Here is a 23,916-nt window from a genome sequence, read left to right as displayed (position 1 = left end):
CGAGTGATTTTAGTTTTATAATTAGGATCACTTGCTTAAGCTATTAACTCTTTGGATTTATAAATTTGAGAATAGATGAAGAAAACTCTGTTTGCTTTTTGTGTGCTATTTTTGATATCGATGATGCATGGTTTTGCTCAGGATATTCGATTCTCGCAGTTTTATGCAAATAAACTATACCTAAATCCGGCATTGGCGGGATCTACAAATAATGCTAATGTAAGTTTGAATTATCGCAATCAATGGCCAAACCTCGATTTGCCTTACGTAAGCTATAGTGTGGCCTTTGATAATTTTTACGAGACTTTAAACGGAGGAATAGGGCTAATGCTCATTCAAGATGATCAGGGTGATGGGGCACTTAAAACTACAACTTTTGCAGGGATGTATTCCTTTTACCTAAGAATTAATGATGAGTTTATTGTTCGACCGGCTATTCAAGCTGCATTCATGCAAAAGAAAGTGGACTGGCAAAATCTTGTATTTCCCGATCAGGTTTCGCCCATTTATGGTAATATATTTCCACACAATTCATCGGGTGATCCAATAACCCGCAGAAAAGACGGTTGGGATTTCTCTTTGGGAACGATTGCTTATTACAAGGATTTTTATTTTGGGATTGCCGCTCACCATTTGTCAAAGCCCGACTTAAGTTTTGATGATGAACAAGAAGATAAATTGCAGATAAAATATACCGTTCATGCTGGAGCAGAGTTTGTATTGGGTGGAAGAAGCCAAAGATATGCCGACAATTGGGTGATTGCACCTGCTTTGCTTTATCAACAGCAAGGTGATTTTTCGCAAATGAACTACGGGCTTTATGCAAGCAAGAGTTCTATTGTGTTTGGATTGTGGTTTAATCAGAATTTTGAGCCAAATTACGACTCCTTTATTGCCATGGCCGGATTTGTAACGGAACGTTTTAAAGTAGCTTATAGTTACGATTATGCAATCTCGAAATTAATACATACCAACACCGGTGCTCATGAAGTTTCGTTCTCTTTTCCTTTGTCAGTTGATATCAAGAAAAGAAGAAAGAGAATTAAAGCAGTTCGATCGCCGGTATTTTAAATCTATTAAGCTAATTTCGACTAAAATAATTGTTACAGTTTGCACTGATTTTTTTAAGAAAATCCTGATTAAATCTGACTTTCTGTGGATAGAATTTTACGTCGAACTCACGTTATTTAATTCTCTCGATATATTTTGATCGGATTTTTTTCATTAAATCAAGATCTAAATTCTCAGCATAAACACGAATCATATCAATAACCAAAAAGTTGTTGTAAATAAAGCCTAACGAAACATCAAAATGAATCATTTCCATATTATACTTCACCTGTTTTGTTAGTTGCTCAAATTGCTTCCAATTTAGCTTCTTAGGAATGGTAAAATACCCGTGATTTGGCTCTATATGGTCTTTATAAAATGCTTCCTCAATTACATCCAATGCAAAAAACTTATCCAATTGAATCATTGCTTTAGAGTTGTGAGGAATTGCCCCATTGGTTTTAAAATTTATGCCTTCGGACTGATAACACTCCTGTAGTTCCTTAATCTGATCGTAAGCGTTTATTCTACGAATACGAATTGTGTAGTAAACATCGTTGAAAATTGTAAGGCTGCCAATTGCTGCATGAAATTTAACCTCGAAATAACTCATTATTTTTTGAGTTGCTCGCGTAAATTCTTCCAAATCATATTTTCTATCTAATACCAAATAGATGTAATGTGGTTGAACATCTTTTTGAAAACCATCATAATATTCATAATATCCGGGAAATGGATTTGTGGCTTCCAGCACTATGGTATTGGGCAATATTTTATCATCAATAACTTCTAAGGTTTCTTCTTTAAGAAGACTTCCATACTTCACTATATAGTTTTCGGTGCTCATACCAAACAGATTAATAGGTTAATACTCGGATTGTGTTGCATTTAAACATAGTAAAATTTGCAGGTAAAAACAAGACCCAAAACTCTTTTTAATAATGCAATAATTCACTAATGATCGCGTGTAAAAACGGGTGAATTTTCTTTCGATAGATTCGGGTTGAAAATGTATCCATCTAAATCAAATGCTTTTAAATCTTCCGGATTTGTAATTTGATTCTGAATAACGAACCGAGTCATTAATCCGCGAGCTTTTTTGGCAAAGAAACTGATCATTTTGTACTGTCCATTCTTTAAATCTTTAAAGGCAGGCGTAATAATTTCGGCATTTATTTCTTTGGCTTTTATCGATTTAAAGTACTCATCCGAAGCCAGATTTATTAAATGTTTGTGATGGTACTCTTTTAAATCTTTATTGATTGATTTTGTGATTTTATCACCCCAAAACTGATATAGATTAGCCCCTTTTTGGTTTTTCAATTTTTTGCCCATTTCCAAGCGATAAGCTTGAATTAAATCCATTGGTTTTAAAACGCCGTAAAGACCCGAAAGAATGCGTAATTTTTCTTGTGCAACTTCAAAATCTTTCTCAGTAAATGTATCGGCATCAATACCTGTATAAACATCACCTTTAAATGCAAGTAATGATTGTTTCGAATTATCAGTTGTGAATGGCAGATGCCATTGATGAAATCGTTCAAAGTTTAATTGAGCCAGTTTAGCACTAATGCCCATTAAGTCCGAAATTTCGTCCACTTTTAGGTTTCGAAGTATTTTAATTAATTGTTCTGCATCCTTGGTAAAGCTTGCCTTGGAATAAAGCTTGGTGTTTACCGGCGATTCAAAATCTAATGTTTTGGCAGGTGATATAACGATTAGCATATTGTAAGTATTTTTTTTATTGGTGGAATTAAAATTAAGGATTATTCATTCAATCATCAATAGTCTTGATCATGATTGATATTTTATCTGTTTCGATTTTTAAAACAGGAATGCTTTATTGATGATTTGCGAATAGACTGGTTCTCTTCTTCTTTTCTTCATCATTTGAAGATTTAGGAAGATATGGAATCTCGAAATAAAAAGAGGATCCAATTCCTTTTTCCGATTCAACCCATATCTTCCCGCCAAAAAGTGTAACAATTCCTTTTGCAATAGAAAGACCTAATCCGGTTCCGGTGTGCAATTTAGCGTTTTGGTTATCGGTTTGTCTAAATCTCTCGAATATTAAATGATGGAAATCTTTTGGTATCCCAATTCCGGTATCCTTTACATGAAAAAGCAAATTGTTATTCTTGATTTCGTAACCAAATTCGATTTCGCCCTGATCGGTAAATTTTATCGAATTCTCCAATAAATTTGAGATTACCTGCGAAAGTCTTGTGGTATCGGTAGAAATATAGCTTGAAGAATCGTTTAAAGACTTCATCGATTTAAGTTTTAATTCCTTTTTATTGGTACTTATGGAAAACTGTTGTTGCAGGTTATTAATAATTTCATTAAGCATGGCAGTTTCATAGATCAAATTAAATTGACGAGCCTCTATTTTAGAAATATCAACAATATCAGTAATAATAGTCAACAACCTTTGGCCACCATTATCAATCATGCTTAGGTACAGTTCTTTTTTCTCCTTAGGGAGATCCTCGTTTTTCAAAAATTCAGAAAATCCGAGAATCGAATTTAAAGGGGTTCTGATTTCGTGAGACATGTTTGCAAGAAAAGCCGTTTTTAATCGCTCGCTCTCTTCGGCCTTTTCTTTTGCCTCTTTTAATTCTGCTGTGCGTTGCTCAATTTGTTTATCCAATTCTTTGTTAAAATCATTCAGCTTTTTGTATGATGATTTTAATTTTTTAGATGCAATACTTAAAATGTCGAGTTCGTTTTTATTGCTTAAGTTTTTAATCAACTCATTTTCGTGTGAAAAAATTGAACTGATTTCATTAATAAATTTACGAATGGGTTGCGAGATGCTTTTCGACAGCCAAAAGGCCGTAACAACACTAATAAATAATATTAAAGAAATATTTGTGATCAGAATTGCCAAACTTTTTTTCTCTGATTTAAGGGTGCTTTGATAGAATTCATCGGCTTTGTCTTGAGCAAAGTCGGTAAGAATTTTGGTTTTTTCGAATAGCAGATTTACTTGGAAAGCTCCGCGACCACGAGTTATGTCAGCTGCTCGCTCATCCTGTCCTCCTCTTTTTAACATGACCACTTCGTCACGTATTTTTTCCCAATCGCGATAAGCCTGATAGGCATCATTAACCACTTCTTTTTTACCTAAAAATCTTTCCTGAACAATTTTAAATGATTTATATATCTGCTTGTCATGCTTACCAACCAACAGAATAGACTCGTGCAGTTCTTCTTGATTTTTGGCAAGCACTACATCTTTCATCGAGCGATGTATGGCATTTATACTAATATTGATGTCGCGCACTGAATTACTAACAGCCAAAGGATGACGATAGATCGATTCTGTTTTATCACCTATATTTTTGATTTCGATAAATGATATGATTCCAATCACGAAACTAAAAAAAAGAATGGTTGAAAAACCTAATATAAGTCTGGTTTGGAATTTAAGTCCTTTCATTATTCAAGTAGTTAGCTGGTAAAAATGTAAGTCTTAAGCAGTCATCGGTTTTTATATGGTAAGCAGGGTGATTTGTAAATCAAATTTAATCAACAAAATAGAGAAAGGCAAGTTAAATTTTTCCTAATTAATTTAAGGAAGATATGTAAAGAATAATCTGCAAGTAATTAAAGAATGATATGAATTGGTTCCAGCTTAAACCGTTTATTTAATTAAAAAGAATGTGCTTCCTGCTTTGCCAGAAACTCGCATGATTTGAAATATTATCATTAACACAAAATTTGAGACACTACTAGTGTTTAGCCGAAGAAGAGCCAAATATGCCGCAGAATAGCATATTTTAGAGCAGAATGGTAAAAAAAAATGCGCAGATCGAGGTGATTTTGGCACAGCATGCTATAAACCTGTGTGTCATTCAGACTTGCAGCATTTATTTGTGATGAATCTTTTGCTGCAAATGATAAAACCTCAAAAGGACAGGGAGAGCCACAGAGTGTTTTAATCTTACGAAATAGAGCTTCACCTGTTTAATTATAAAATGAGTTTTAAGCTGTACAGGGATTTTTGAGTGCTCTTATCACCATAAAAAGCTTGCAAAGAATATCCCTGCAAGCTTTTTATGGTTTAATTAAAAAACTTAACGTTTCTCTAACTGCACTATATTCTCAACATGATGTGTGTGTGGGAACATGTCTACAGCTTGTACTTTGGTTACTTTGTAGGCTTCGTCCATCATGGCTAAATCGCGTGCCTGGGTTGCCGAGTTGCAGCTTACGTAAACAATTCGTTTTGGAGCAGCGTGAAGAATGGTTTCCACAACATCAGCATGCATGCCTGCACGAGGAGGATCAACAATCATGGTATCGGGCTGACCGTGAAGTTTGATAAATTCTTTGGTAAGAACTTTTTTCATGTCACCGGCAAAGAATTTAGTGTTGTTTATTCCGTTGATTTCTGAGTTTACCTTGGCATCCTCGATGGCTTCGGGTACATACTCGATGCCGATAACTTGCTTGGCCTGTTTGGCAAGAAAGTTGGCAATGGTTCCGGTTCCGGTGTATAAATCGTAAACCACTTCCTTGCCCGTTAGCTTTGCAAATTCGCGTGTTTTGCCATACAATTCGTAAGCCTGATCGGAATTGGTTTGATAGAATGATTTTGGACCGATTTTAAATTTTAAATCTTCCATTTTCTCGAAGATGTGATCACGACCTTTAAACAATACAACTTCCTGATCGGTAATGGTATCGTTGGCTTTCTGGTTAATCACATACATTAAAGATGTAATTTCGGGGAATTTCTCAACCAAATGATTCAATAATGCTTCTCTTTTCTCAATATCTTCGTGATAGAAGGTAACAATCACCATATTCTCGCCTGTAGAAGCCGTTCTAATAATTAAAGTCCTTAGAAAACCTTCTTGGTTGCGAATGTCGAAAAAGCTTAAATCATTGGCAAAAGCAAATTCTTTAATTGCCAAGCGGATGGCATTCGAGGGTTCGGGTTGCAGGTGGCATTTGTTGATGTCAACTACTTTATCGAACAATCGAGGAACATGGAACCCAACTGCTGGAGTTCGATTTAAATCTTTGCCACTGGCTATTTCTTCATTGCTTAAATATCGTTTGCTAGAGAAAGTATATTCCAATTTGTTACGATAGAATTCTGTTTTGGCAGAGGCCAAGATTTTATTCACTTCGGGTAAATTAAGTTTTCCAATTCTTTCCAGGTTGTCGATAACCTCTTGCTGCTTGAATTTTAATTGCTCTTGGTAAGGCAGGTTTTGCCATTTACAACCGCCACAAACTCCAAAGTGCTCGCAAAAAGCATCTTTCTTTAGTGGCGAATGCTCGTGAAAGAAAACAGGATTACCTTCCAAATAATTTTTTCGTTTTTTGGTAACCTGTACATCCACTACATCACCCGGAATTACGTTTGTAACAAACAATACTTTTTCTTCCACTTTTGCGATGGCCTTTCCTTCGGCGGCTAACTTCTCAATTTTAATGTTTTGCAGAAGGGGTTTTCTGTTTCTTCTTCTTCCCACTTGTCGTATATTTTTAATTTGGGCACAAAGATATAAAAAGTGGAATAGTCGAAAAGACGGATGGTCAAAAAGTCGAACAGTGGTGCAGTTGAATAGTCAAAAGTTAAATTCTAAAGGCAATAAATAATACTAATTTTTCTACCTTTAGCGTGTATTCCAAAGCCATAAATCTTATTAAACTCTTACTATGAACAAGTTACTTGCTGTTATCAGTTTGTTGCTTTTGGTGTCGTGTAGTACCAGGCAAGCAATAAAAGTTCCATGTTTTGCCTGGTTAGGCGGACCCGGCGAAGCAACGGATACCGAGTTGTTGGAAAAATTTACCAATTTAAAAGAAAAGGGTATTGATGGGCTGATGTATAATGGAGGGCATGATCCTGCAGTATATCAGCGTGTGGGAAAAATCGCCAAAAGCATTGGGCTAAAGTTTCATACCTGGATACCTACAATGGTGCAAGGCAGAGACAAAAATATACCAGCCGAATGGTATGCAGTAAACGGAAATGGAGAATCGGCCTACGATAAACCTGCCTATGTGGATCATTACACTTTTTTGTGTCCGAACAGGGAGGAGGTTTATCAATATCTATCTAATTTATATGTTGCCATTGCTCGTTTGCCTGAGGTGGATGGTGTGCATTTAGATTATATTCGCTTCCCGGATGTGATTCTTGCAAAAGGATTATGGGACAAATATGCTTTGGTAATGGATAAAGAATATCCTGAATATGATTATTGCTATTGTGACAAGTGCAAGGCAGATTTTAAGGCAAAAACAGGAATCGAAATTACCAATCAGGCTGAAGCCAGAGAATTACAAGAATGGAAACAGTTTCGCCAGGATTTGATTACAAAGATTGTAAACCGTTTGGTTGAAGATGTTCATGCTCAAGGAAAAGACATTACAGCAGCAGTGTTTCCCGGGCCACATTCGCATGCAGTAAAAATGGTTCGCCAAGAGTGGGATCGATGGAATTTGGACGCATTTTTTCCAATGAATTATAACGATTTTTATTTGGAAGGAACCGAATGGATTGGTAAAATGTGTAAGGAATCGGTGGAAAGTTTAAATGGAGAACGTGCGGTTTACAGTGGTTTGTTTATTTGTCCTAAACCCGACTCTAAAGCCAAAGAAGATGATCCTGAAAATCATGGATTATTGCCTGATGAGATTGGAGAAGCCATTCGTGAATCGATGGTGAATGGAGCAAAAGGAATTTGTTTGTTTACTCCTGATAGAATGACAGATGAGCATTGGATTGAGTTTGAAAAAGCGATCTATCAAGATTATTCGAAAGAATAAGAAAAGGAGAACTTTTATCGTTCTCCTTTCTTTTAGGAAGCATTTTTAGCCCCTGATAAAGCTTTGTGTGCACAAAGAATTTTTTCGTTTTGATTATTACTACTTAACCAATTGCTGGCCGACTTTTCGGTATTGAATATCTTAATTCTTGTTTCCAAATTAGTAATGCCATCCATAAAAAGCATTGTTTGCACTACCTGGCTTGGACTGTCGGCCAATACCGCTACCCTATGAACATTGACATACACTCTATTGCCCAGAAAATAATCGGTGTAGATTTTATTAGCTTGTGTTGATGCTTTTAGATGAATGTTTTTTATATCCAATAAAACATCAACAGGAGAATCAATGTTTAGTTTATGAAACATGCTTTGAAACTCCGACACTAAAATTTTTCTATCAACTACCTTCCTGCCACAAGCAACTATCAATTGCTTTTCTTCCTCTAAATACAAGTACCTAATATAGCTCATTTCTAACCTAACGTAATTATTTAAATTTTAGCATGAAATAAGTTTCATTCTTTCGAGAATTTAATACTTATTTCGATTCCTTTATAATTTTCTTCCATTTGGTAGATGGAAGCCGCAAGATCAAAATAATCGTTATCATGTGTGTTTAATTATTTTAATCATACTGGTTTCATAATTAAACGGGTATTAGAGTTTACACTTCAACAGGTTACAATAGATTTTAATAATAATTTGCAAAAGTAATTCTTTTCGATAACTCTCAAAATGATAGTTTTGGCTTTAAGGATAAAGTACTAAGTTTGCAGAATTATAAATGCAACAACAAACTATAAGAAACACAATAATTTAGCATGAATCATTTGTTTATACCCAATAATGGAAAAGTTGACTTAAATGATGTAGTTTTTGACGAAAGACTCTTTGTACAGATTTCTCAGTTTTTAAGAGAATATGAGCATATTGAAATTTTGAGCAAGTATGGTTTACCGGTTATGAATAAAATACTGCTTTTTGGTAAGTCGGGTTGTGGTAAAAGCATGACAGCTAAGGCAATTGCCAATACTCTAAATAAAAAGATCAAAACGATTCACCTGGGAAATATTGTTTCTTCGAAATTGGGAGAGACTTCAAGAAATATTGCTTCAGCTTTTAAAATGGTGGAAACACAGGAGGCTGTATTGTTTTTCGATGAATTTGATTCTTTGGGGAAAGAACGAAACTACGACAATACCGATAGCAGTGAAATGAAACGTGTGGTGAATGGAATGATTCAAATGATGGATCATTTGCCTAAAAATTCGGTAATGATTGCAGCTACCAATCAGATTGATATGATTGATGAGGCTTTGGTTCGTAGATTCGAATTAAAAATGGAGTTTCAATATCCTAAAAAGAAAGATCTGGATCGATTGTATGATAAATTACTTTTTCGCTTCCCCAAAGAATATACTAAAGTTAATCGGGTGTATGATATATCATTTGCCGAGGCGGAAAATATCGTAATGACTGAGGTGAAAGAAAATATCATACGATCGGAAATGTTGAAAAAAGCTGAGATTAGTGAACAGGTATCACTTACCAGCGAACAGTTACCAAAGAGCAGTTGTCAGAAATAATTTGTCAGCAATCAGTAATCATAGGGCATTGTTTGTTCCTTGTCATTGACAGCAGCTTTCAGTCCTTGACGGCTTACCCTCTGTCCTTGACGTGCTGCCCTGTGTCCTTGACGTGAGACAGCTTGTCCGGGAAGGTGTAAATGAAGCAGTTAATAGTTTTGTATTGTAAAAAAATAAAGAACTAAATAAGTAAAATGTTTACACCTCATTTTGAGATTATTCATTGCTCATTCACAATAGTTCACTATTTTTGTCGCCACATCTAAAATCGGAATAGAATGATCTCTATAAATAATCTTACAGTTGAATTTGGTGGCTTTACTCTTTTCAGAGAGGTTAGTTTTCTTGTGAATTCAAGGGATAGAATTGGCCTTGTTGGAAAGAATGGAGCTGGCAAATCAACCTTGTTGAAGATATTTGCAGGATTACAGGGGGCTACCAAAGGGAATGTGTCCATACCTTCCGAGATTAAGATTGGATATCTGCCACAGCAAATGAATCATGTTGATGGTAGAACGGTGATGGAGGAAACCCTTACTGCTTTTGAGGAAGTTTTAGGTCTTGAAAAAGAGATTGTAAAAATTAATGCCGAAATCGCTGAGCGCACCGATTACGAGTCGGAAGAGTACATGAAACTGATTAATCGCTTAAGCGATAAAAACGACCGTTACCACATGATGGGGGGTGAGAATGTGGATGCCGAAGCTGAGAAGACTCTTATAGGACTTGGCTTTAAGCGGACAGATTTTTTCCGGCAAACCGAAGAATTTAGTGGAGGATGGAGAATGCGTATCGAACTGGCAAAAATTCTTCTTCGTTGTCCGGATGTATTTCTGTTAGATGAGCCTACCAACCACTTGGATATTGAATCGATTCAATGGCTTGAGGATTTTTTAAAAGTATATCCAGGAGCGGTGGTTTTGGTATCGCACGACCGTGCATTTTTGGATAACATCACCAATAGAACGGTGGAGATTTCTGTTGGAAAAATATACGATTATAAAGTTCCTTATTCGGAATATGTTGTTTTGCACGCTGAACGCAGAGAGCAACAAATGAAAGCCTACATTAATCAGCAAAAAATGATTAAGGATACCGAGGATTTTATTGAAAGATTTAGGTATAAGGCAACCAAAGCAGTTCAGGTGCAATCACGAATTAAGCAACTCGAAAAGCTGGACAGGATTGAGGTGGATGAAGAGGATATGTCGAAATTGAATTTGAAATTTCCACCTGCTCCACGCTCAGGCGATTTGGTTTGTGAAGCCAAGAATTTGAGTAAAGCTTATGGCGATCATTTGGTGTTAAGTGAGCTTGAATTCGTTATTGAAAGAGGAGAGAAACTTGCCTTTGTTGGAAAAAACGGAGAAGGGAAATCAACACTGGTTAAGGTTTTGATGGGAGAGCTTGAATACAGTGGTTTGTGTAAGATAGGACACAATGTAAAAATTGGATATTTTGCTCAGAATCAAGCTCAGCTATTAGATGAAAACAAAAGTGTTTTCGATACCATTGATGATGTTGCCGTTGGCGATGTAAGAACAAAAATCAGAGATATTCTGGGCGCTTTCATGTTTAGAGGCGAGGATGTTGATAAAAAGGTAAAAGTGCTATCAGGAGGGGAAAGATCCCGTTTGGCAATGATTCGCCTACTTCTTGAACCCGTAAACTTATTGGTGCTCGATGAGCCTACCAACCATTTGGATATGAAATCGAAGGATGTGTTGAAAGAGGCTTTATCGCAATTCGAAGGAAGCGTGATTGTGGTTTCTCACGACCGTGAATTTTTGGATGGATTGGCTTCAAAAGTTTATGAGTTTGCAAATAAAAAAATCAAGGAACACCTTGGCGGGATTTATGATTTCCTTAGAGCCAAAAGAATGGAATCACTTCAAGAATTAGAGGTGAAGAAAGCTATTGTTCAGGAGAAAACAGAAGAAGCTCCATCCGAGAATAAATTGAACTATCTGGAAAGAAAAGAGCTGAGCAAAAAAATTACAAAAATGGAGCGCAATGTTGCCAAAGCAGAAGAAAACATTGCCAAATACGAAGAGCAAATTGCAGAAATGGAGGATTTACTTTCTAATCCTGAGAAAATGCAAGATCAAACTCTTTTTGCTAAATACGAGGATGCAAAGCAAGAGCTTGAGAATGAAATGATGGCTTGGGAAGAATACAATGAACAGCTTGAAGAGTTAGTTGCTGAAAGAGGGGAGTAATTTGAGCACGAAGACAGGAAGAAATATTTTTCAACACGAAGGAACGACGAAAATTATAGATCATCTTAATTTTTAGGGATTAAAAACTTAGCGTCTTGGCGACTTAGCGTTTCATTCTTTCTTCTTACCTTGAAAAGAAAAAAAATGCAAGACCCACATGCTGCCCCAACTAGCCTAAAAGAAAGAATTCAATCTCTTGATATTTTACGTGGATTTGCCCTTTTAGGAATTCTATTTATTAACATTCAACTTTTTGCTTTGCCCGATTCATCATTTGCCAATCCGCTGGTGTTGGGAGAAATGAGTGGATTGGACAGTTTTGCCTATTGGTTGGTTCATGTGTTTGCAGAGCTAAAGTTCATGACGATCTTCTCTATTTTGTTTGGTGCCGGTATTCTTTTATTTGTTAATCGTTTGACAGAAAAAGGAATAGATGGTTCAAAAATTCACACCCGAAGAATGATGTGGCTTCTGCTTTTTGGAATGATACATGCCTATTTTATTTGGTTTGGAGATATCCTGGTATCCTATTCGATTATTGGCCTAATCGTTGTGTTGATGCGTAAAATGAAGGATGTTTGGAAATTGGTTCTTTTTGCATTTTTATATTTGGTTCCCATCTTGTTTTTTTATGTCATCGGAAGGTTTTTTGAGACAATGCCTGAAAGCATGGTGGAAGAATCGTTGGCTGAATTTTTCCCTTCGGATGAGGTAATATCTGCCGAAATTGATTTGTACCAGAATGGTTCGTGGTTCGATATCTTTGTAAAAAGGGCTCAATTGAATCTGAATTATCAGATAGGCTCCTTCTTTCTGCTATCCATTTGGAGGACCACAGGCATGATGCTATTGGGAATGGTACTTCTGAATCGAGGAATCTTATCGGCAAAAAAAACAAAATTATTTTATGCTGTTATGGCTTTAGTTGGGATAGGAGTAGGAACACTCATTTCCAATCATGGAGTTCAGGAAATGATTCAAAACCGATGGGAAGTGGTTCACTATTTTAAATATGGATATCAATACAACTACTTTTCGAGTGTGTTTACTGCGCTTGGTTACATAGGCTTAATCATTTTGATCTATGAATTAAATGTGCTGAAATTTTTAATGAAAGCTTTCGAAGCAGTTGGTCGATTGGCTTTTACAAACTACCTTTGCCAATCCGTAATTTGTTCCATCATTTTTTATAGTTACGGATTTGGATTATTTGGCGAGTATACCAGATTTGAATTGCTTTTTTGGATGCTCGGGATCTGGATTTTTCAAATGACATCATCATCGATATGGTTGAAGTATTACCAGATGGGACCATTGGAATGCTTGTGGAGACACCTAAGCTACAAAGAGAAACCGCAATTAAGTAAAAATCAAGGAATTAGATAAATGGCTAAGCAAAAACAAGAAATGTTGTTCGGGATTAGAGCAACAATGGAAGCAATTAAAAGTGGTAAAGAAATTGAAAAAGTATTAATCCGTAAAGGATTAACTGGTCGCTTGTATCAGGATTTATTCGATTTGATTCGTGATGAAGGAGTGGAGTACCAATTTGTACCAGGTGAAAAAATCAACTCCTTAAATCAAAAAAATAACCAAGGGGTTGTTACCTTAATTGCTCCGATTGCTTACCAGGAAGTTGAAGATGTGGTGCCACAGATTATGGCAGAGGGTAGAACTCCTTTGATCCTGATTTTGGATCAGATTACGGATGTAAGAAACTTTGGAGCCATTGCTCGCTCTGCCGAGTGTGCCGGTGTTGATGCCATTATTATTCCATTTAAGAATTCGGCTAAGATAACCCCTGATTCTATCAAAACATCAGCCGGAGCCTTGTACCAAATTCCGGTTTGTAGGGTACAAAACTTGAAGACTCTTGTTCGTAATTTGAAGAAAGAAGGAATCAGAATTGTAGCTTCAACCGAAAAGGCCGAGAAGTATTATACCGATGCTGATTTAACTTTGGCAACTGCCATTATTATGGGATCGGAGGATACAGGTATCGATGAGGCATTACTTCGATTGGCAGATGAAAAAGTGAAGGTTCCTATTTTAGGTGAAATTGAATCGCTGAATGTATCTGTTGCTGCATCACTAATGGTTTATGAGGCGGTAAGGCAAAGAAAATAATCTTGCGAGATCAAAATAAGCTTACGCAGAGATATGTTTTCTGCGTTTTTTTATAACTAAATTTGTAGATACATTCACCCTAAAGCCCATATTAAACGTCAAGGTAATAGAAGAATATAAAAGAAATTGAACTATGAAGGGATTATTAACATCAATATTTTTAATGCTGTCGGTATTTGTTTATGCACAAGATTTTGATAGCCAATTGAACAAGGCTAACAGTAAGTTTTTCGAAGAAAATTATCAAGAAGCTTTAAGTGATTATCAGAAATTGGTTGATAGTGGTATTGGAGACGAAATGCAGAGGTCGTGGGCTTATGGTTATATTGGTGTTTGTAATCAAGAGTTGGGAAATATTGAAGAGGCAAAAAAGAACTATCGAAAAGCTATGGAAATGGGAACTCCCGGACCCAGCTTTTACGCAAAATGTATGGCAATTTATAAATCAGAAAAGGATATTGAAGGGCAGGAATATGTTCTACTGGCTAAAAAGAAAAATATGCCACACGAACATAAAAAGGCAGTAAAAAGTTTGTCGTATCTGTATATGAACTCGAAGCAATTTGAAAAATTACTGCCTGTTTGTGAAGAGCTAATAAAATGGTATCCAAATAATCACAAGTATCACTATTTTAAAGCGGTTTCGCACCAAAAGTTAAAAGATATCGAGAATGCAAAAGTAGAATATCGCAAGGCCATAGCGTGTAAACCTGATGATGCGGCTTCGAATATGAATTTGGGTATGATTCTGTTTTTAAAGGCAAATGCAGCTTACGATAAAGCAGTTGAAAAATATGAAGCTTTGGCAAAACCTACGGATGATGATTATCAGAAATGCAAGCAAAAGTTGGCTGTGTACCGAAAAAAAATGCGCGAAGCGGAGCCCATGTTATTAATAGCCTATAAAGCCAAGCCCAATAAAAATGTGAAGAATGCTCTTTACAATTTATACAAAAAGTGCAACGATTTTAATACAGCAAAGCAGTATCAATAAATTAAACTCAAAAGGACAAAAGAGTTTAAGACTTATCGTCATAATACAAGGGAATTAAAAAGAGCGCAGATATAATTATTTCTGCGCTTTTTTATTTTCAGGGATCCAGTTTGGAAGATTTGCTGATTTGGGTTTTCTGCCATAAAAGAAATCATCCAGATGAACTGCCAAAATCCTGAAAAGGGATGAGTTCTTAATCCCAAATCGAATAAAGTTGTGCAGAAAATTGTCGGGGTGAGAATAGGGACAACAAGCCATACATCGTCCACAATCGGTTCCTGCCTTGCACCAATAGGTAAAACACGATTCCGAATTAATTTGCCAGCGTTTAACGCCATTTACCGTTTTGGGCTCATCAAAAGAAATGGATTTACTTGGGCAAACGTCGGCACATTTTTTACACTTTACACAAAAATCCAGCATCGAATGGTCTTTATGTCTTTTATCGGCTTCTAGCTCAAATTCGGTTGTTACTACTCCTAATCTAACTCGTGGACCTTCGTTAGGAGTCATAAGCAAGCCCATTCTTCCGATTTCGCCTAATCCTGCATCACGAGCAACCAACGGACAAACTACCTGGTAGTTACCATCGATGTGCGCTCTGGCCGAAAAGCCTAAACTTCTTAGAAACTGTGCCAATTGAATGGCTATTCGGCCTGCCTCTAAATATTGTTGAGCCGACTCCATAACAATTGGTGATTGAGGAGCTGATGCAACCATTTCCTGGTTCATTTCAACGGTAAAAGCAAGAGCATAAGTATGCTTACTTTCGATAGGATTTCCATATTCTTCGCCTCTTCCTTTATGAGAATAAAAGTGGTAGTTTTGTAGTTCTGCAATGCCAACATTTAGTGCTCCCAGCTTTTTGCTCCAGTTTTTTAGGAACTTACTCAAATCAGTTTTGCTAACATTAGATTGAATTGGATTGATTTTGCCATCAACTGCTTTATGAAATTGCTCAACAGTAAAGAAACTTGCATTGGCAGCTTTGCATGCTAATTCGTTATAGAATATAGATTTTTCGGCCGTTAAGCCAGGTTCTTCTCTAAATTTATTGTCCGGAGCCAGTTTATCGGGATTTTTAGAATAGTATTCTTCGTATCGCTTGGTATTCTCTTTTAGTTCATTTCGTGCAAACATGATATCCCTTTCATCAATCTGATTTTTGGGAGCTTCATCGGTAATGTTTTCCTTTTTCCCGAAAGGAATAAAAAACAAGATGCCTGTAAACAAAAGATCAAGAGTAAGAACAAAGGCAACAATTTGCCAATTGTAATACCAACTTATAAAGTAAACGGGAGGCAACAGCAGGCATAATAATAAAGACCTAAATGCTGCCCTCTGCTCTTTTTCTTTATAAAAAATGATAGAGCTATAAGCTAATCCTGTAAATAGTAATATGGCAAAAATAAGGCAGGCAATAAGAGATATCTGGTATACTTGGTTCATCGGACTAAAATTAGAGCCGAAAGATAAAGGAATTTTTTAGGCTACCCGCTTAAGAGTGTCAATTTGGATTCTTTCTCTGCATAAAGAGCAAAAAAACTACCCGAATCAACAGGTATTGATTCGGGTAATATCTATAGTAATTTAGGGTTAGATTCAAATTTGTAAATTAAATCTGATGGCATCTTATGTCTCTTCAATCCCTTCTATCTTCTGGCTTTCATCAGATTCAACCCTGCTAATATAGAAAAATATATTTTGAAACCAATATTTTTAGGTAAATCTTTTGAAAAAAACAGATGAGTTTTAACTTTTAAATAAAGATTAGGCTATACTTTATACACAAAAGAGTTAATATTCATTCCTGCACCTACCGATGCAAAAACAAGATAGTCGCCAGGCTTTAATTCGTGGCCATTTAATGTTCCTTTGGCAATCTGATCGTAAAGAACAGGCACGGTAGCTACCGAATTATTTCCCATTTTTTGAAGAATAATAGGCATGATATCTTCGGGAACTTCTCTTTCTTTGTACAATCTGAACAGTCGTTTCCCAATGGCTTCGTCCATTTTTTCGTTTGCCTGATGGATCAGGATTTTCTTAATGTCTTTGATATGCAATCCCGACTTGTCGATGCTTTCCTTTACTACGCCAGGTACGTTGGTAATGGCATATTCGTAAATCTTGCGACCAAACATTTTAATGAAATGGCTATTGCTGTTTCGTTCATAATCAGCATTGTCCGAAATGTCAGATCTTAAGAAATAGGCTTGATCTTTTGTGTCGGTTCTCATGGCATGCGATAAGATTCCTGTTTCTTCATCCGATGCTACAGCTTCAAGAATAGTTGCACCGGCACCGTCCGAATAAATCATACTGTCTCGGTCGTGCGGATCGCAAACACGAGAAAGGGTTTCTGCACCAATCACCAACACTCTGTTGGCATCACCCGATTTAATGTAGTAATTGGCTTGTATCATTAACTGCACCCAACCCGGACAGCCAAATAGGATATCATAGGCAATACATTTTGGGTTTTCAATTTGTAAAAGATTCTTCACTTTTGCTGCCAAACACGGTAGTTGGTTGGTTAAAGTTGAGTTTGGCTTGATATCTCCGTAGTTGTGCGCTACTAATATATAGTCGATGCTCTCTTTGTCAATATTTGATGATTCTAGTGCATCTTTGGCTGCCAAATATGCTAAGTCAGAAGCTTGTTGCTTTTCAGTAGCATATTTTCTTTCTTCAATTCCGGTTATTTCGCGGAATTTTTCAATTATTTCCTCGTTTGGAGTTTCAATTTTTTGTCCGTTTGGTTCAAAAAAATCATGATTTAAAAAGTGATCATTCTTAACTTGAATGGTTGGCAAATAGCTGCCCGAACCAATAATCTTCGAAAATCTTTTGGTACTCATTATCCTTGTTTTTGTTTCACATAACCAGGTGTAAATTGCAAAGCACTTGGCAATACCTTAAGAAACAGATTCTTAATCGTTAAGAGTTTCGTTCCAAAGAACGGTAAGTTTGGTGTGGGTGCTAAGATAAAGTTTTTTTTCGAACCCCCTTGGCAAAAGCATTATTTAGAGCGGAATTGCACCTGTTGTCGAATAAAATAGATACAGTCAAAGCAAAAGCATAAGTCGTAATAAAATACGTTTTTTTTAATTGAAGGAATTTATGGTATGTGTTACATGATTAAGTAAGATATTCATGTATTGGTTTTAATTTTATTTTTTATTGATAGATTTCTCAAATAGATAAAATTACGTGACTAGAAACCGAAATTACGTGATTAAAAGCTGAAATTACGTATTTATATAATAACAATAAAAAAATTTTGCAAATGAAAACAATGTTGTTATTTTTGAAAAATGTTAACTTAAAACAATTCTAAAAAACAAAATACTAATTTAAAAACCTTTAAAAATGAGTATTAATTTTAAGAGTATTGGGCGTAAAAACCCGAGAGACCGACAAGCACCTGCAAAGTATTATGCATCTATTAACACAAAAGGAAAGAGAAACATTCGTTTTATAGCAGAAGAAATTGCCGATCGTTCTAGTTTAAATGAGATGGATATTATGTCGGTTATAGAAGGATTCCTTCAAATTGTCCCAAAAACTTTGCTCGACGGTTACACAGTAGATCTGGGAGAATTTGGCAATATGGGCTTAACAGCAAAAAGTGAAGCTGTAGAAAAAGCAGAAGACTTAAATGCCAGCCATATTAATGGGGTAAAAGTTAATTTCCGCCCGGGAAAACTATTTAAAGATGAATTGGCTAGTGCCAAATTTGAGAAAATATCCAATTCACAAGAAAGTATAATTGTAAGTGAATAATAAAATCCAAGTATTTTCTGAAAAACATCAAGACTTTTTAAAATAAAACCTTGATTTTATTAAAAAATGTTTAAGCTTTTTATTAAAAAGATTTAGATGTTTTTATAATAATGTATTGACTTTAAGAAAATAAAAGCCGCTTTGTGTTTTAGATAATCTAATGCCATCCTAACAACAAAGCGACTTGGTAGCTATGCTACTCTGCAATTGCAAAGCTACCTAAATAAGGTGATTTGTACAATTGACACTTGTATAAAGAATGGTAGTTTGCCTATGAAATTTTATTAAAATGAGAAAAATAATCTATTACTTATTTCTTCCTTAATTATTTGTATTTAACGCATGTGATAATAATGAAATAACAGATTCTTTAAATGAAGAAAATCAAGAAGTAACTGCACAGGTAATTGATTACTCATTGTAAAATGGAAGATTGAAGTTTGCATCGAAAAGAGGACTTAACAATGAGATTGACAGGATGAAAAGTCAAGATCTTGATAGTACTTTTTTACAGATGGATAACTTGTACAACTAAGGTTTTCTTTCGTTTAGACCAATGGTTAATGGTGAAGACGAAGAAAAAATTAATAATTATCTTCAGAAACGAAATAATAGGCCCGTATTGCAGAATGTTATCCCCAAAACGGATAAGTTAAAATCTTCAAACGAAGAAGATATTAACGAAGAACTTGAAACATTGGTTGCTGATGATGAATTCGCCAGCCTTTTAAATGAAAATGGCGAAATTCAAGTTGGTGACAGCCTTTACAAATACACCGAAAGTGGATTGTATTTTGTGCATATTAATGATGAAGAACATTTAAAAGAGTATTTGGCAAAAAATAAACAGGGCAATAGTGTTCATGTAATTAATACACCAGAGAACTTTTTTGGCTTTAGGTACACCAATGCCTGGTTTGTTACAAATAATTTAAGTGTAGGGTTTGGAATTGGTTTGGAATTGGCTCCGGTAACAGAGTGGCCGGTAGTTTTAGATGTTAGAAAATATTTTGGCGATAAAGCAAATAGAAATTACCTGGTTTTTAATGCCGGAAAAGCAATGGATGGGTACAATGGTATGGAAACATTACTTGGAGAATTAGGCTATGGTAGGAACATTAAATTGGGAAAAAAAACTTCTCTTAACCTTAGCCTTAATTACCAGTTAACCTACCTTAAAGATGGAGAGGTAAAGAAAACCAGAGAAATTCACAATCGCAATCGGGTAAGAGATTTTTACACCCATTCTTTGGGAGTAAAGCTTGGCTTAATGTTTTAAATGTTTGAGAGTTAAAAGAGGAAGATGTTAAGTTCTTCCTCTTTTTCTGTTATTTAGTAAATGATTTCTTTTTAATATCCTTTAAAGCTTCTCGAAGAGCCTTAATTTTTAGATGATCTACATCATCAATGAAATACAGAATATTGTTTTCTTTGTCTTTTTCAAAACGAACGCTTGCAATTACTTTTTTGTGATAACAGGATTTAAGGGTAGCAAGATCATAAACCTTGATTTCTATTTTAGCTGATCTTCTTTTAATGCTTGCACCACCCATCGAAAAGTAATTATTGTGTACTTCTTTTGCCAATATATTAACAAGGTAATTGTAATTGGTTGTTGATCGTAAAACTTTTAATATTTCTTCCGGCGTATTGAATGATAACAAAGAAGGGGTAATGTATTTGAGAGTAGTGTCTTTAAAATTATTAATGGTATCTATACCCATTTTGGAAAAACCGTTTATGGCTTTTTTTGTAAAAATTTTATCATTAACAGGATGCATTCCACCGCTATTGCAATTAAGCAACCAATTGTTGGTTTGTAAATCTAAACTTGTATATGCCGATTGATAAGTATGAGTAAAATGTGGAGTTACACATGATGTGCAAATAATGATTATAAATAGTATGCAGATTCGATTCATATTTAAATTTTTGAGATTAAAATACAGGCAATGTAATTGAAATAATTCATTTTAATGATCTTTTTTTTATGTCTTGCAATAGTTCTCTTAAAGCCTTAAATTTTAATTGTTCAAGATCATCGATAAAATAGATTAATTTCTCATCAGGATTTTTCTCTGCTCTTACCAGAGCATTAACTTGTTGATGATAAATGCAAGATTGAGTATTGATATCGTAAACGCATAGTTCGGTTTTTACAGTTCTTTTTACGATATCAATACTTCCCATATCAAAATCAATATTACTTATATTGTTTGCTTTAATATTAACTAAATAATTGTATTTGGTGGTTTGTTTAAGTAAGTTTAACACTTCTGTAGAAGGGATGAAAGTTAAGTGTTCTGGAGTTATGTAATGAAGGGTTAATTTTCTCGCATTATCAATAGAGTCAATACCTAATTTTGTGAAGTACTTTACTGTTATCTCAGCAAATGAATCTTCGTTTGTTAAATTCATATCACTTTCGGTGCAATTAACAAGCCAATTGCCATTTCGTAAATCTAAACTGGTGTATGCAGAATGATAAATGTGAGAGAATTGAGGCGCACGACAAGATATAAAGCTGAACACCATAAGTAAAACATAAACTTTATTCATATTTAAGCAAGTTTTAAGATAAATCATAAAAATATGAAAAATTATAAAATAGCACTAACATTATTATTAGTAATAATATCTCTTAATGCATTCAGTCAAATAATAAACAAAAGGCAAGTTGTATATGCAGAATTATTGGGAAGCGGTGGTATTGGTTCGGTGAATTATGACTTTCGATTTAAACCAGGTAATGATGGACTCGGAATGAGGGGAGGAATATCATATTTACCTATGGCAACATTAATTCCATTGGAAGTAAATGGCTTAATAGGGAAGAATAAATTCGCATTCGAATACGGACTTGGTTTAACATCCGCAATAATTCACGATGATTCTGAAGGTGAAGATAATGCACTGCTGGAAGATATCAATAATTTCGGAATTATGCCATATGCGAAAGCCGGCCTTAGAATAACACCTAAAAACAAAGGTGTATTCTTCAATATAAATTATTATCCCCTCCTAAACAAGGATGGAATATATCATTGGTTCGGAGTAGGAATTGGGTATTCCTGGAAGTAAGAAGAAAAGTATAATGGAGTGATTGGAAAATCACTCCATTTCTGTAAGCAAATCTTCTTTTAAATTTTTATCGGCAGGTTTATCGCAAAGCCAAATGCCAAAAAGTGCTTTTTTAAAATCCAATCCATCAATTGCCTTTTTAAGTTCTCCATTTTTGTAAACCAAGCTTCCTTCCGAAGGATTGTAAACAAATTCAAACACATCTTTCTTTTCTACTCCGCTTAAAAAAACGGAGAGGAAATCATTTATTTTGGATTCAATTGGTTTGATATTGTTTTGGGTTGAATTTTTAAATCCATCCCTTATTGCTTTTTCCATTTTTTCAGCAGTAATTAAGCCAGAAATAATTTCAAGTCTAATTCCCATGCACTTATCGTCATTAATGATTTGTGTTGCATCTGTGGTTTTATTTTCCAAATACAAACCCATTGCATACATATCCATCCAAAGTTTTACTCTGGTTCCTGCACCTTGTAAATGCATTTGTGTTTCTTTCACCATCATTTCCGATGGCAATTCAACACCACCTACCTTTGTTTGAGCAAATGAATAAAAACTACTAAGTATAATGAAAAGTGTAAATAATTTCTTCATATCAATTTTGGTTTAAGCTTAGTTTAAAATTTAGGAGTATATCAATTTGGCATAGCACAAATAAAAAGTAGCTATAATATTTACCAAATAATTTAACCAAAGGGGATATTGTCTTTTGCCAGACTCTAAATCACCATTCACAATATAGATAAAAGTAAACAGCACACCAAAAGCCCACATCAGCAGAAAAGGCCAGTTAAAACTATCCACATCATGTGTTTTCCAGGTTTGCACAACCTGTGGAATAACTCCAATGCTAAGAATAATGTTTCCAAACCAACCTAGTGATTCGAAAAAAGTAAGCTTCTTAAATATATTTTTCATTAGTTTTTTAGTTCATCAGTTTTTGGAAATCATCCCCAGTTGGATTTTGGAATACTTTCAGACCAAATTCAGGAACAATGGCAAAAATATGATCGAAAATATCTGCTTGTATCGCTTCGTAATTTGCCCAGGCCTGATCGTTAGAGAATACATAGATCTCAATTGGCAAACCTTTTTCTGATGGTTGTAATTGGCGAACCAGAAAGGTCATATTTTTATGAATTTTTGGATGATTGTGCAGATATTCCTCTATGTATTTTCTAAATGTACCAATGTTGGTTAACCTTCTCTGATTTACAGGGATCTCACCTTCGGGATTGGCAGCTTTAATTTCTTCCTTCTTTTCCTTCATATAATCCTGAATCAATTTGATTTTCTCAAACTTGTTCATGTCATCCCCGGAAAGAAAGTAAATCGACTTTACATCAAGGTTTAAATGTCTTTTAATTCTTCTACCTCCCGATTCTTCCATTCCTTTCCAATTGTTAAATGATTCTGAAACCAAAGCATAGGTAGGAATTGTACTAATTGTTTTGTCCCAGTTTTGAACTTTAACCGTGTTCAAACTAATATCAATCACAGTTCCATCGGCGCCTTTTGATGGCATAGAAATCCAATCGCCAATATTCACCATTTTGTTGGCCGAAAGTTGTATGGAGGCAACAAACCCTAAGATGGTATCTTTAAAAATCAATAGAATAACGGCAGCAAAGGCTCCCATTCCGGCAATTATTTTTAAAGGATTTTCGCCAAATGCTAAGGCTATAATGGATATAATTCCTAATGAATAAACAAATATTTTAATAACCTGCAGGTAGCCTTTTATTGGTCGCGATTTACTAACAGGCATGGTATTGTAAATGTCGTTACCGGCATTTAAAAATGTATTGGCAAGCATAATAGCCAAAACAATCATGTAAATTACTGATCCATTTTCAATAACCTTGCTCCAACTTTCTTGATCGATATAACTTGCGCTTGAATGTATGATTAAAGCCGGTGCGAAATGTGAGATTTTATTAAAAACCTTTCTCTCTAAAAGAATATCGTCCCATTGAGTTTTTGTTCTCCGAACCACACGGGTGATAAAGGACATTAAAATTTTTTTTGTAATAATATCAGAGATCCACGCAATAATTAATACGATAATTATGGCGATGGCCGATTGCAAGATTATGGCCCAATAATCGGAAATGCCTTCGTTAATTAACCAGTTCTTTAATTGAACTCCCAAAAGTTCTTTCATTTTGTAATAATATTTGTGTAAAAATTAAAAACCTAAGATATCTATTTCGATCAGGAAAAGAAAAGTGTGAAATCATTTTTAAAGTACAGATATCGTAGAAGGAAAATCTTTATCA

22 protein-coding genes are annotated in these 23,916 nt (G+C 35.1%); 10 read left to right on the top strand and 12 right to left on the bottom strand.

The window, feature by feature from the left end; genetic code table 11:
- Positions 1-75: 75 nt before the first annotated feature.
- Positions 76-1,071, top strand: a complete 996-nt coding sequence (locus tag ACO05S_RS05325; protein WP_421920496.1) for a type IX secretion system membrane protein PorP/SprF — start codon at positions 76-78, stop codon at positions 1,069-1,071.
- Positions 1,072-1,183: 112 nt separating this feature from the next.
- Here the strand turns inward: ACO05S_RS05325 and ACO05S_RS05320 are convergent, their stop codons facing one another.
- The 4 genes from ACO05S_RS05320 to rlmD all read right to left on the bottom strand — a co-directional run bounded on the left by ACO05S_RS05320 (position 1,184) and on the right by rlmD (position 6,539).
- Entirely contained in the window at positions 1,184-1,897 is a 714-nt protein-coding gene (locus tag ACO05S_RS05320; protein ID WP_421920495.1) for a hypothetical protein, read from the bottom strand.
- A gap of 107 nt (positions 1,898-2,004) precedes the next feature.
- Positions 2,005-2,775, bottom strand: coding sequence for a peroxide stress protein YaaA (gene yaaA, locus ACO05S_RS05315; protein ID WP_421920494.1), 771 nt, complete (start codon positions 2,773-2,775; stop codon positions 2,005-2,007).
- Positions 2,776-2,890: 115 nt separating this feature from the next.
- On the bottom strand, positions 2,891-4,492 hold the full coding sequence (locus ACO05S_RS05310) for an ATP-binding protein (protein ID WP_421920493.1): 1,602 nt from the start codon (positions 4,490-4,492) through the stop codon (positions 2,891-2,893).
- A gap of 637 nt (positions 4,493-5,129) precedes the next feature.
- A complete protein-coding gene (gene rlmD, locus ACO05S_RS05305; protein ID WP_421920492.1) occupies positions 5,130-6,539 on the bottom strand; it encodes a 23S rRNA (uracil(1939)-C(5))-methyltransferase RlmD in 1,410 nt (469 codons plus the stop codon).
- 187 nt (positions 6,540-6,726) lie between these two features.
- On the opposite strand from rlmD, the gene ACO05S_RS05300 reads away from it, so the two are divergent.
- The gene (locus ACO05S_RS05300; RefSeq protein WP_421920491.1) at positions 6,727-7,842 is read left to right on the top strand and encodes a hypothetical protein; all 1,116 of its coding nucleotides are present in this window, start codon (positions 6,727-6,729) and stop codon (positions 7,840-7,842) included.
- A 32-nt stretch (positions 7,843-7,874) separates the two neighbouring features.
- On the opposite strand, the gene ACO05S_RS05295 is transcribed toward ACO05S_RS05300, so the two are convergent.
- Positions 7,875-8,315, bottom strand: a complete 441-nt coding sequence (locus tag ACO05S_RS05295; RefSeq protein ID WP_421920490.1) for a hypothetical protein — start codon at positions 8,313-8,315, stop codon at positions 7,875-7,877.
- A gap of 350 nt (positions 8,316-8,665) precedes the next feature.
- Here ACO05S_RS05295 and ACO05S_RS05290 point away from each other — a divergent pair, with 350 nt between their 5' ends.
- The 5 genes from ACO05S_RS05290 (at position 8,666) to ACO05S_RS05270 (ending at position 14,770) form a co-directional block, all read left to right on the top strand.
- On the top strand, positions 8,666-9,430 hold the full coding sequence (locus ACO05S_RS05290; RefSeq protein ID WP_421920489.1) for an AAA family ATPase: 765 nt from the start codon (positions 8,666-8,668) through the stop codon (positions 9,428-9,430).
- A gap of 278 nt (positions 9,431-9,708) precedes the next feature.
- On the top strand, positions 9,709-11,649 hold the full coding sequence (locus ACO05S_RS05285; protein ID WP_421920488.1) for an ABC-F family ATP-binding cassette domain-containing protein: 1,941 nt from the start codon (positions 9,709-9,711) through the stop codon (positions 11,647-11,649).
- 144 nt (positions 11,650-11,793) lie between these two features.
- Entirely contained in the window at positions 11,794-13,035 is a 1,242-nt protein-coding gene (locus ACO05S_RS05280) for a DUF418 domain-containing protein (RefSeq protein ID WP_421920487.1), read from the top strand.
- Positions 13,036-13,776 carry a 23S rRNA (guanosine(2251)-2'-O)-methyltransferase RlmB gene (gene rlmB / locus ACO05S_RS05275; protein ID WP_421920486.1) on the top strand — a complete coding sequence of 247 codons (741 nt, stop codon included), beginning with the start codon at positions 13,036-13,038 and terminating at the stop codon, positions 13,774-13,776. It begins immediately after the preceding gene.
- A 133-nt stretch (positions 13,777-13,909) separates the two neighbouring features.
- Complete coding sequence (locus tag ACO05S_RS05270; RefSeq protein ID WP_421920485.1) at positions 13,910-14,770, top strand: tetratricopeptide repeat protein; 861 nt, start codon at positions 13,910-13,912, stop codon at positions 14,768-14,770.
- A gap of 75 nt (positions 14,771-14,845) precedes the next feature.
- On the opposite strand, the gene ACO05S_RS05265 is transcribed toward ACO05S_RS05270, so the two are convergent.
- Together ACO05S_RS05265 and ACO05S_RS05260 are read right to left on the bottom strand one after the other, a co-directional pair.
- Complete coding sequence (locus ACO05S_RS05265) at positions 14,846-16,219, bottom strand: 4Fe-4S dicluster domain-containing protein (RefSeq protein ID WP_421920484.1); 1,374 nt, start codon at positions 16,217-16,219, stop codon at positions 14,846-14,848.
- Between the two features lie 326 nt (positions 16,220-16,545).
- Positions 16,546-17,631, bottom strand: coding sequence for a 3-oxoacyl-ACP synthase III family protein (locus ACO05S_RS05260; RefSeq protein ID WP_421920483.1), 1,086 nt, complete (start codon positions 17,629-17,631; stop codon positions 16,546-16,548).
- Positions 17,632-18,142: 511 nt separating this feature from the next.
- Between ACO05S_RS05260 and ACO05S_RS05255 the strand changes: the two genes are divergently transcribed.
- Positions 18,143-18,556, top strand: a complete 414-nt coding sequence (locus ACO05S_RS05255; RefSeq protein ID WP_421920482.1) for an HU family DNA-binding protein — start codon at positions 18,143-18,145, stop codon at positions 18,554-18,556.
- 556 nt (positions 18,557-19,112) lie between these two features.
- Positions 19,113-19,835 (top strand): hypothetical protein, encoded by a 723-nt coding sequence (locus ACO05S_RS05250; RefSeq protein WP_421920481.1) that lies wholly within the window; start codon positions 19,113-19,115, stop codon positions 19,833-19,835.
- Positions 19,836-19,884: 49 nt separating this feature from the next.
- Here ACO05S_RS05250 and ACO05S_RS05245 read toward each other — a convergent pair whose 3' ends face one another.
- On the bottom strand, positions 19,885-20,478 hold the full coding sequence (locus ACO05S_RS05245) for a hypothetical protein (RefSeq protein WP_421920480.1): 594 nt from the start codon (positions 20,476-20,478) through the stop codon (positions 19,885-19,887).
- Positions 20,479-20,524: 46 nt separating this feature from the next.
- On the bottom strand, positions 20,525-21,115 hold the full coding sequence (locus tag ACO05S_RS05240; protein ID WP_421920479.1) for a hypothetical protein: 591 nt from the start codon (positions 21,113-21,115) through the stop codon (positions 20,525-20,527).
- A 33-nt stretch (positions 21,116-21,148) separates the two neighbouring features.
- Between ACO05S_RS05240 and ACO05S_RS05235 the strand changes: the two genes are divergently transcribed.
- Positions 21,149-21,637, top strand: a complete 489-nt coding sequence (locus tag ACO05S_RS05235; protein WP_421920478.1) for a hypothetical protein — start codon at positions 21,149-21,151, stop codon at positions 21,635-21,637.
- A gap of 30 nt (positions 21,638-21,667) precedes the next feature.
- On the opposite strand, the gene ACO05S_RS05230 is transcribed toward ACO05S_RS05235, so the two are convergent.
- Genes ACO05S_RS05230 through ACO05S_RS05220 form a run of 3 tightly spaced genes read right to left on the bottom strand, consistent with a single transcriptional unit; the run spans position 21,668 to position 23,801 of the window.
- Positions 21,668-22,231: a chalcone isomerase family protein gene (locus ACO05S_RS05230; protein WP_421920477.1), complete on the bottom strand. Its 564-nt coding sequence runs from the start codon at positions 22,229-22,231 to the stop codon at positions 21,668-21,670.
- A gap of 30 nt (positions 22,232-22,261) precedes the next feature.
- Positions 22,262-22,555, bottom strand: a complete 294-nt coding sequence (locus ACO05S_RS05225; protein ID WP_421920476.1) for a PQ-loop domain-containing transporter — start codon at positions 22,553-22,555, stop codon at positions 22,262-22,264.
- A 7-nt stretch (positions 22,556-22,562) separates the two neighbouring features.
- Complete coding sequence (locus ACO05S_RS05220) at positions 22,563-23,801, bottom strand: mechanosensitive ion channel family protein (protein WP_421920475.1); 1,239 nt, start codon at positions 23,799-23,801, stop codon at positions 22,563-22,565.
- Between the last annotated feature and the right edge of the window lie 115 nt (positions 23,802-23,916).

The sequence above is a fragment of the Marinifilum sp. genome (assembly GCF_965230805.1).
Classification (GTDB): domain Bacteria; phylum Bacteroidota; class Bacteroidia; order Bacteroidales; family Marinifilaceae; genus Marinifilum.
Note: the sequence above shows the minus strand (reverse complement) of the source record. Positions and strands in the feature narration are given on the sequence as shown.

What these genes read in the sequence shown, in the direction of transcription:
- ACO05S_RS05285 (WP_421920488.1), top strand. Translation starts at nt 9,709, where the DNA reads ATGATCTCTATAAATAATCTTACAGTTGAATTTGGTGGCTTTACTCTT.
- ACO05S_RS05230 (WP_421920477.1), bottom strand. Translation starts at nt 22,231, where the DNA reads ATGAAGAAATTATTTACACTTTTCATTATACTTAGTAGTTTTTATTCA.
- ACO05S_RS05235 (WP_421920478.1), top strand. Translation starts at nt 21,149, where the DNA reads ATGAAAAATTATAAAATAGCACTAACATTATTATTAGTAATAATATCT.
- ACO05S_RS05225 (WP_421920476.1), bottom strand. Translation starts at nt 22,555, where the DNA reads ATGAAAAATATATTTAAGAAGCTTACTTTTTTCGAATCACTAGGTTGG.
- ACO05S_RS05300 (WP_421920491.1), top strand. Translation starts at nt 6,727, where the DNA reads ATGAACAAGTTACTTGCTGTTATCAGTTTGTTGCTTTTGGTGTCGTGT.
- ACO05S_RS05265 (WP_421920484.1), bottom strand. Translation starts at nt 16,219, where the DNA reads ATGAACCAAGTATACCAGATATCTCTTATTGCCTGCCTTATTTTTGCC.
- ACO05S_RS05290 (WP_421920489.1), top strand. Translation starts at nt 8,666, where the DNA reads ATGAATCATTTGTTTATACCCAATAATGGAAAAGTTGACTTAAATGAT.
- ACO05S_RS05310 (WP_421920493.1), bottom strand. Translation starts at nt 4,492, where the DNA reads ATGAAAGGACTTAAATTCCAAACCAGACTTATATTAGGTTTTTCAACC.
- ACO05S_RS05260 (WP_421920483.1), bottom strand. Translation starts at nt 17,631, where the DNA reads ATGAGTACCAAAAGATTTTCGAAGATTATTGGTTCGGGCAGCTATTTG.
- ACO05S_RS05245 (WP_421920480.1), bottom strand. Translation starts at nt 20,478, where the DNA reads ATGAATCGAATCTGCATACTATTTATAATCATTATTTGCACATCATGT.
- ACO05S_RS05220 (WP_421920475.1), bottom strand. Translation starts at nt 23,801, where the DNA reads ATGAAAGAACTTTTGGGAGTTCAATTAAAGAACTGGTTAATTAACGAA.
- ACO05S_RS05280 (WP_421920487.1), top strand. Translation starts at nt 11,794, where the DNA reads ATGCAAGACCCACATGCTGCCCCAACTAGCCTAAAAGAAAGAATTCAA.
- ACO05S_RS05270 (WP_421920485.1), top strand. Translation starts at nt 13,910, where the DNA reads ATGAAGGGATTATTAACATCAATATTTTTAATGCTGTCGGTATTTGTT.
- ACO05S_RS05295 (WP_421920490.1), bottom strand. Translation starts at nt 8,315, where the DNA reads ATGAGCTATATTAGGTACTTGTATTTAGAGGAAGAAAAGCAATTGATA.
- ACO05S_RS05240 (WP_421920479.1), bottom strand. Translation starts at nt 21,115, where the DNA reads ATGAATAAAGTTTATGTTTTACTTATGGTGTTCAGCTTTATATCTTGT.
- ACO05S_RS05325 (WP_421920496.1), top strand. Translation starts at nt 76, where the DNA reads ATGAAGAAAACTCTGTTTGCTTTTTGTGTGCTATTTTTGATATCGATG.
- ACO05S_RS05255 (WP_421920482.1), top strand. Translation starts at nt 18,143, where the DNA reads ATGAGTATTAATTTTAAGAGTATTGGGCGTAAAAACCCGAGAGACCGA.
- yaaA (WP_421920494.1), bottom strand. Translation starts at nt 2,775, where the DNA reads ATGCTAATCGTTATATCACCTGCCAAAACATTAGATTTTGAATCGCCG.
- rlmB (WP_421920486.1), top strand. Translation starts at nt 13,036, where the DNA reads ATGGCTAAGCAAAAACAAGAAATGTTGTTCGGGATTAGAGCAACAATG.
- ACO05S_RS05320 (WP_421920495.1), bottom strand. Translation starts at nt 1,897, where the DNA reads ATGAGCACCGAAAACTATATAGTGAAGTATGGAAGTCTTCTTAAAGAA.
- ACO05S_RS05250 (WP_421920481.1), top strand. Translation starts at nt 19,113, where the DNA reads ATGGTTAATGGTGAAGACGAAGAAAAAATTAATAATTATCTTCAGAAA.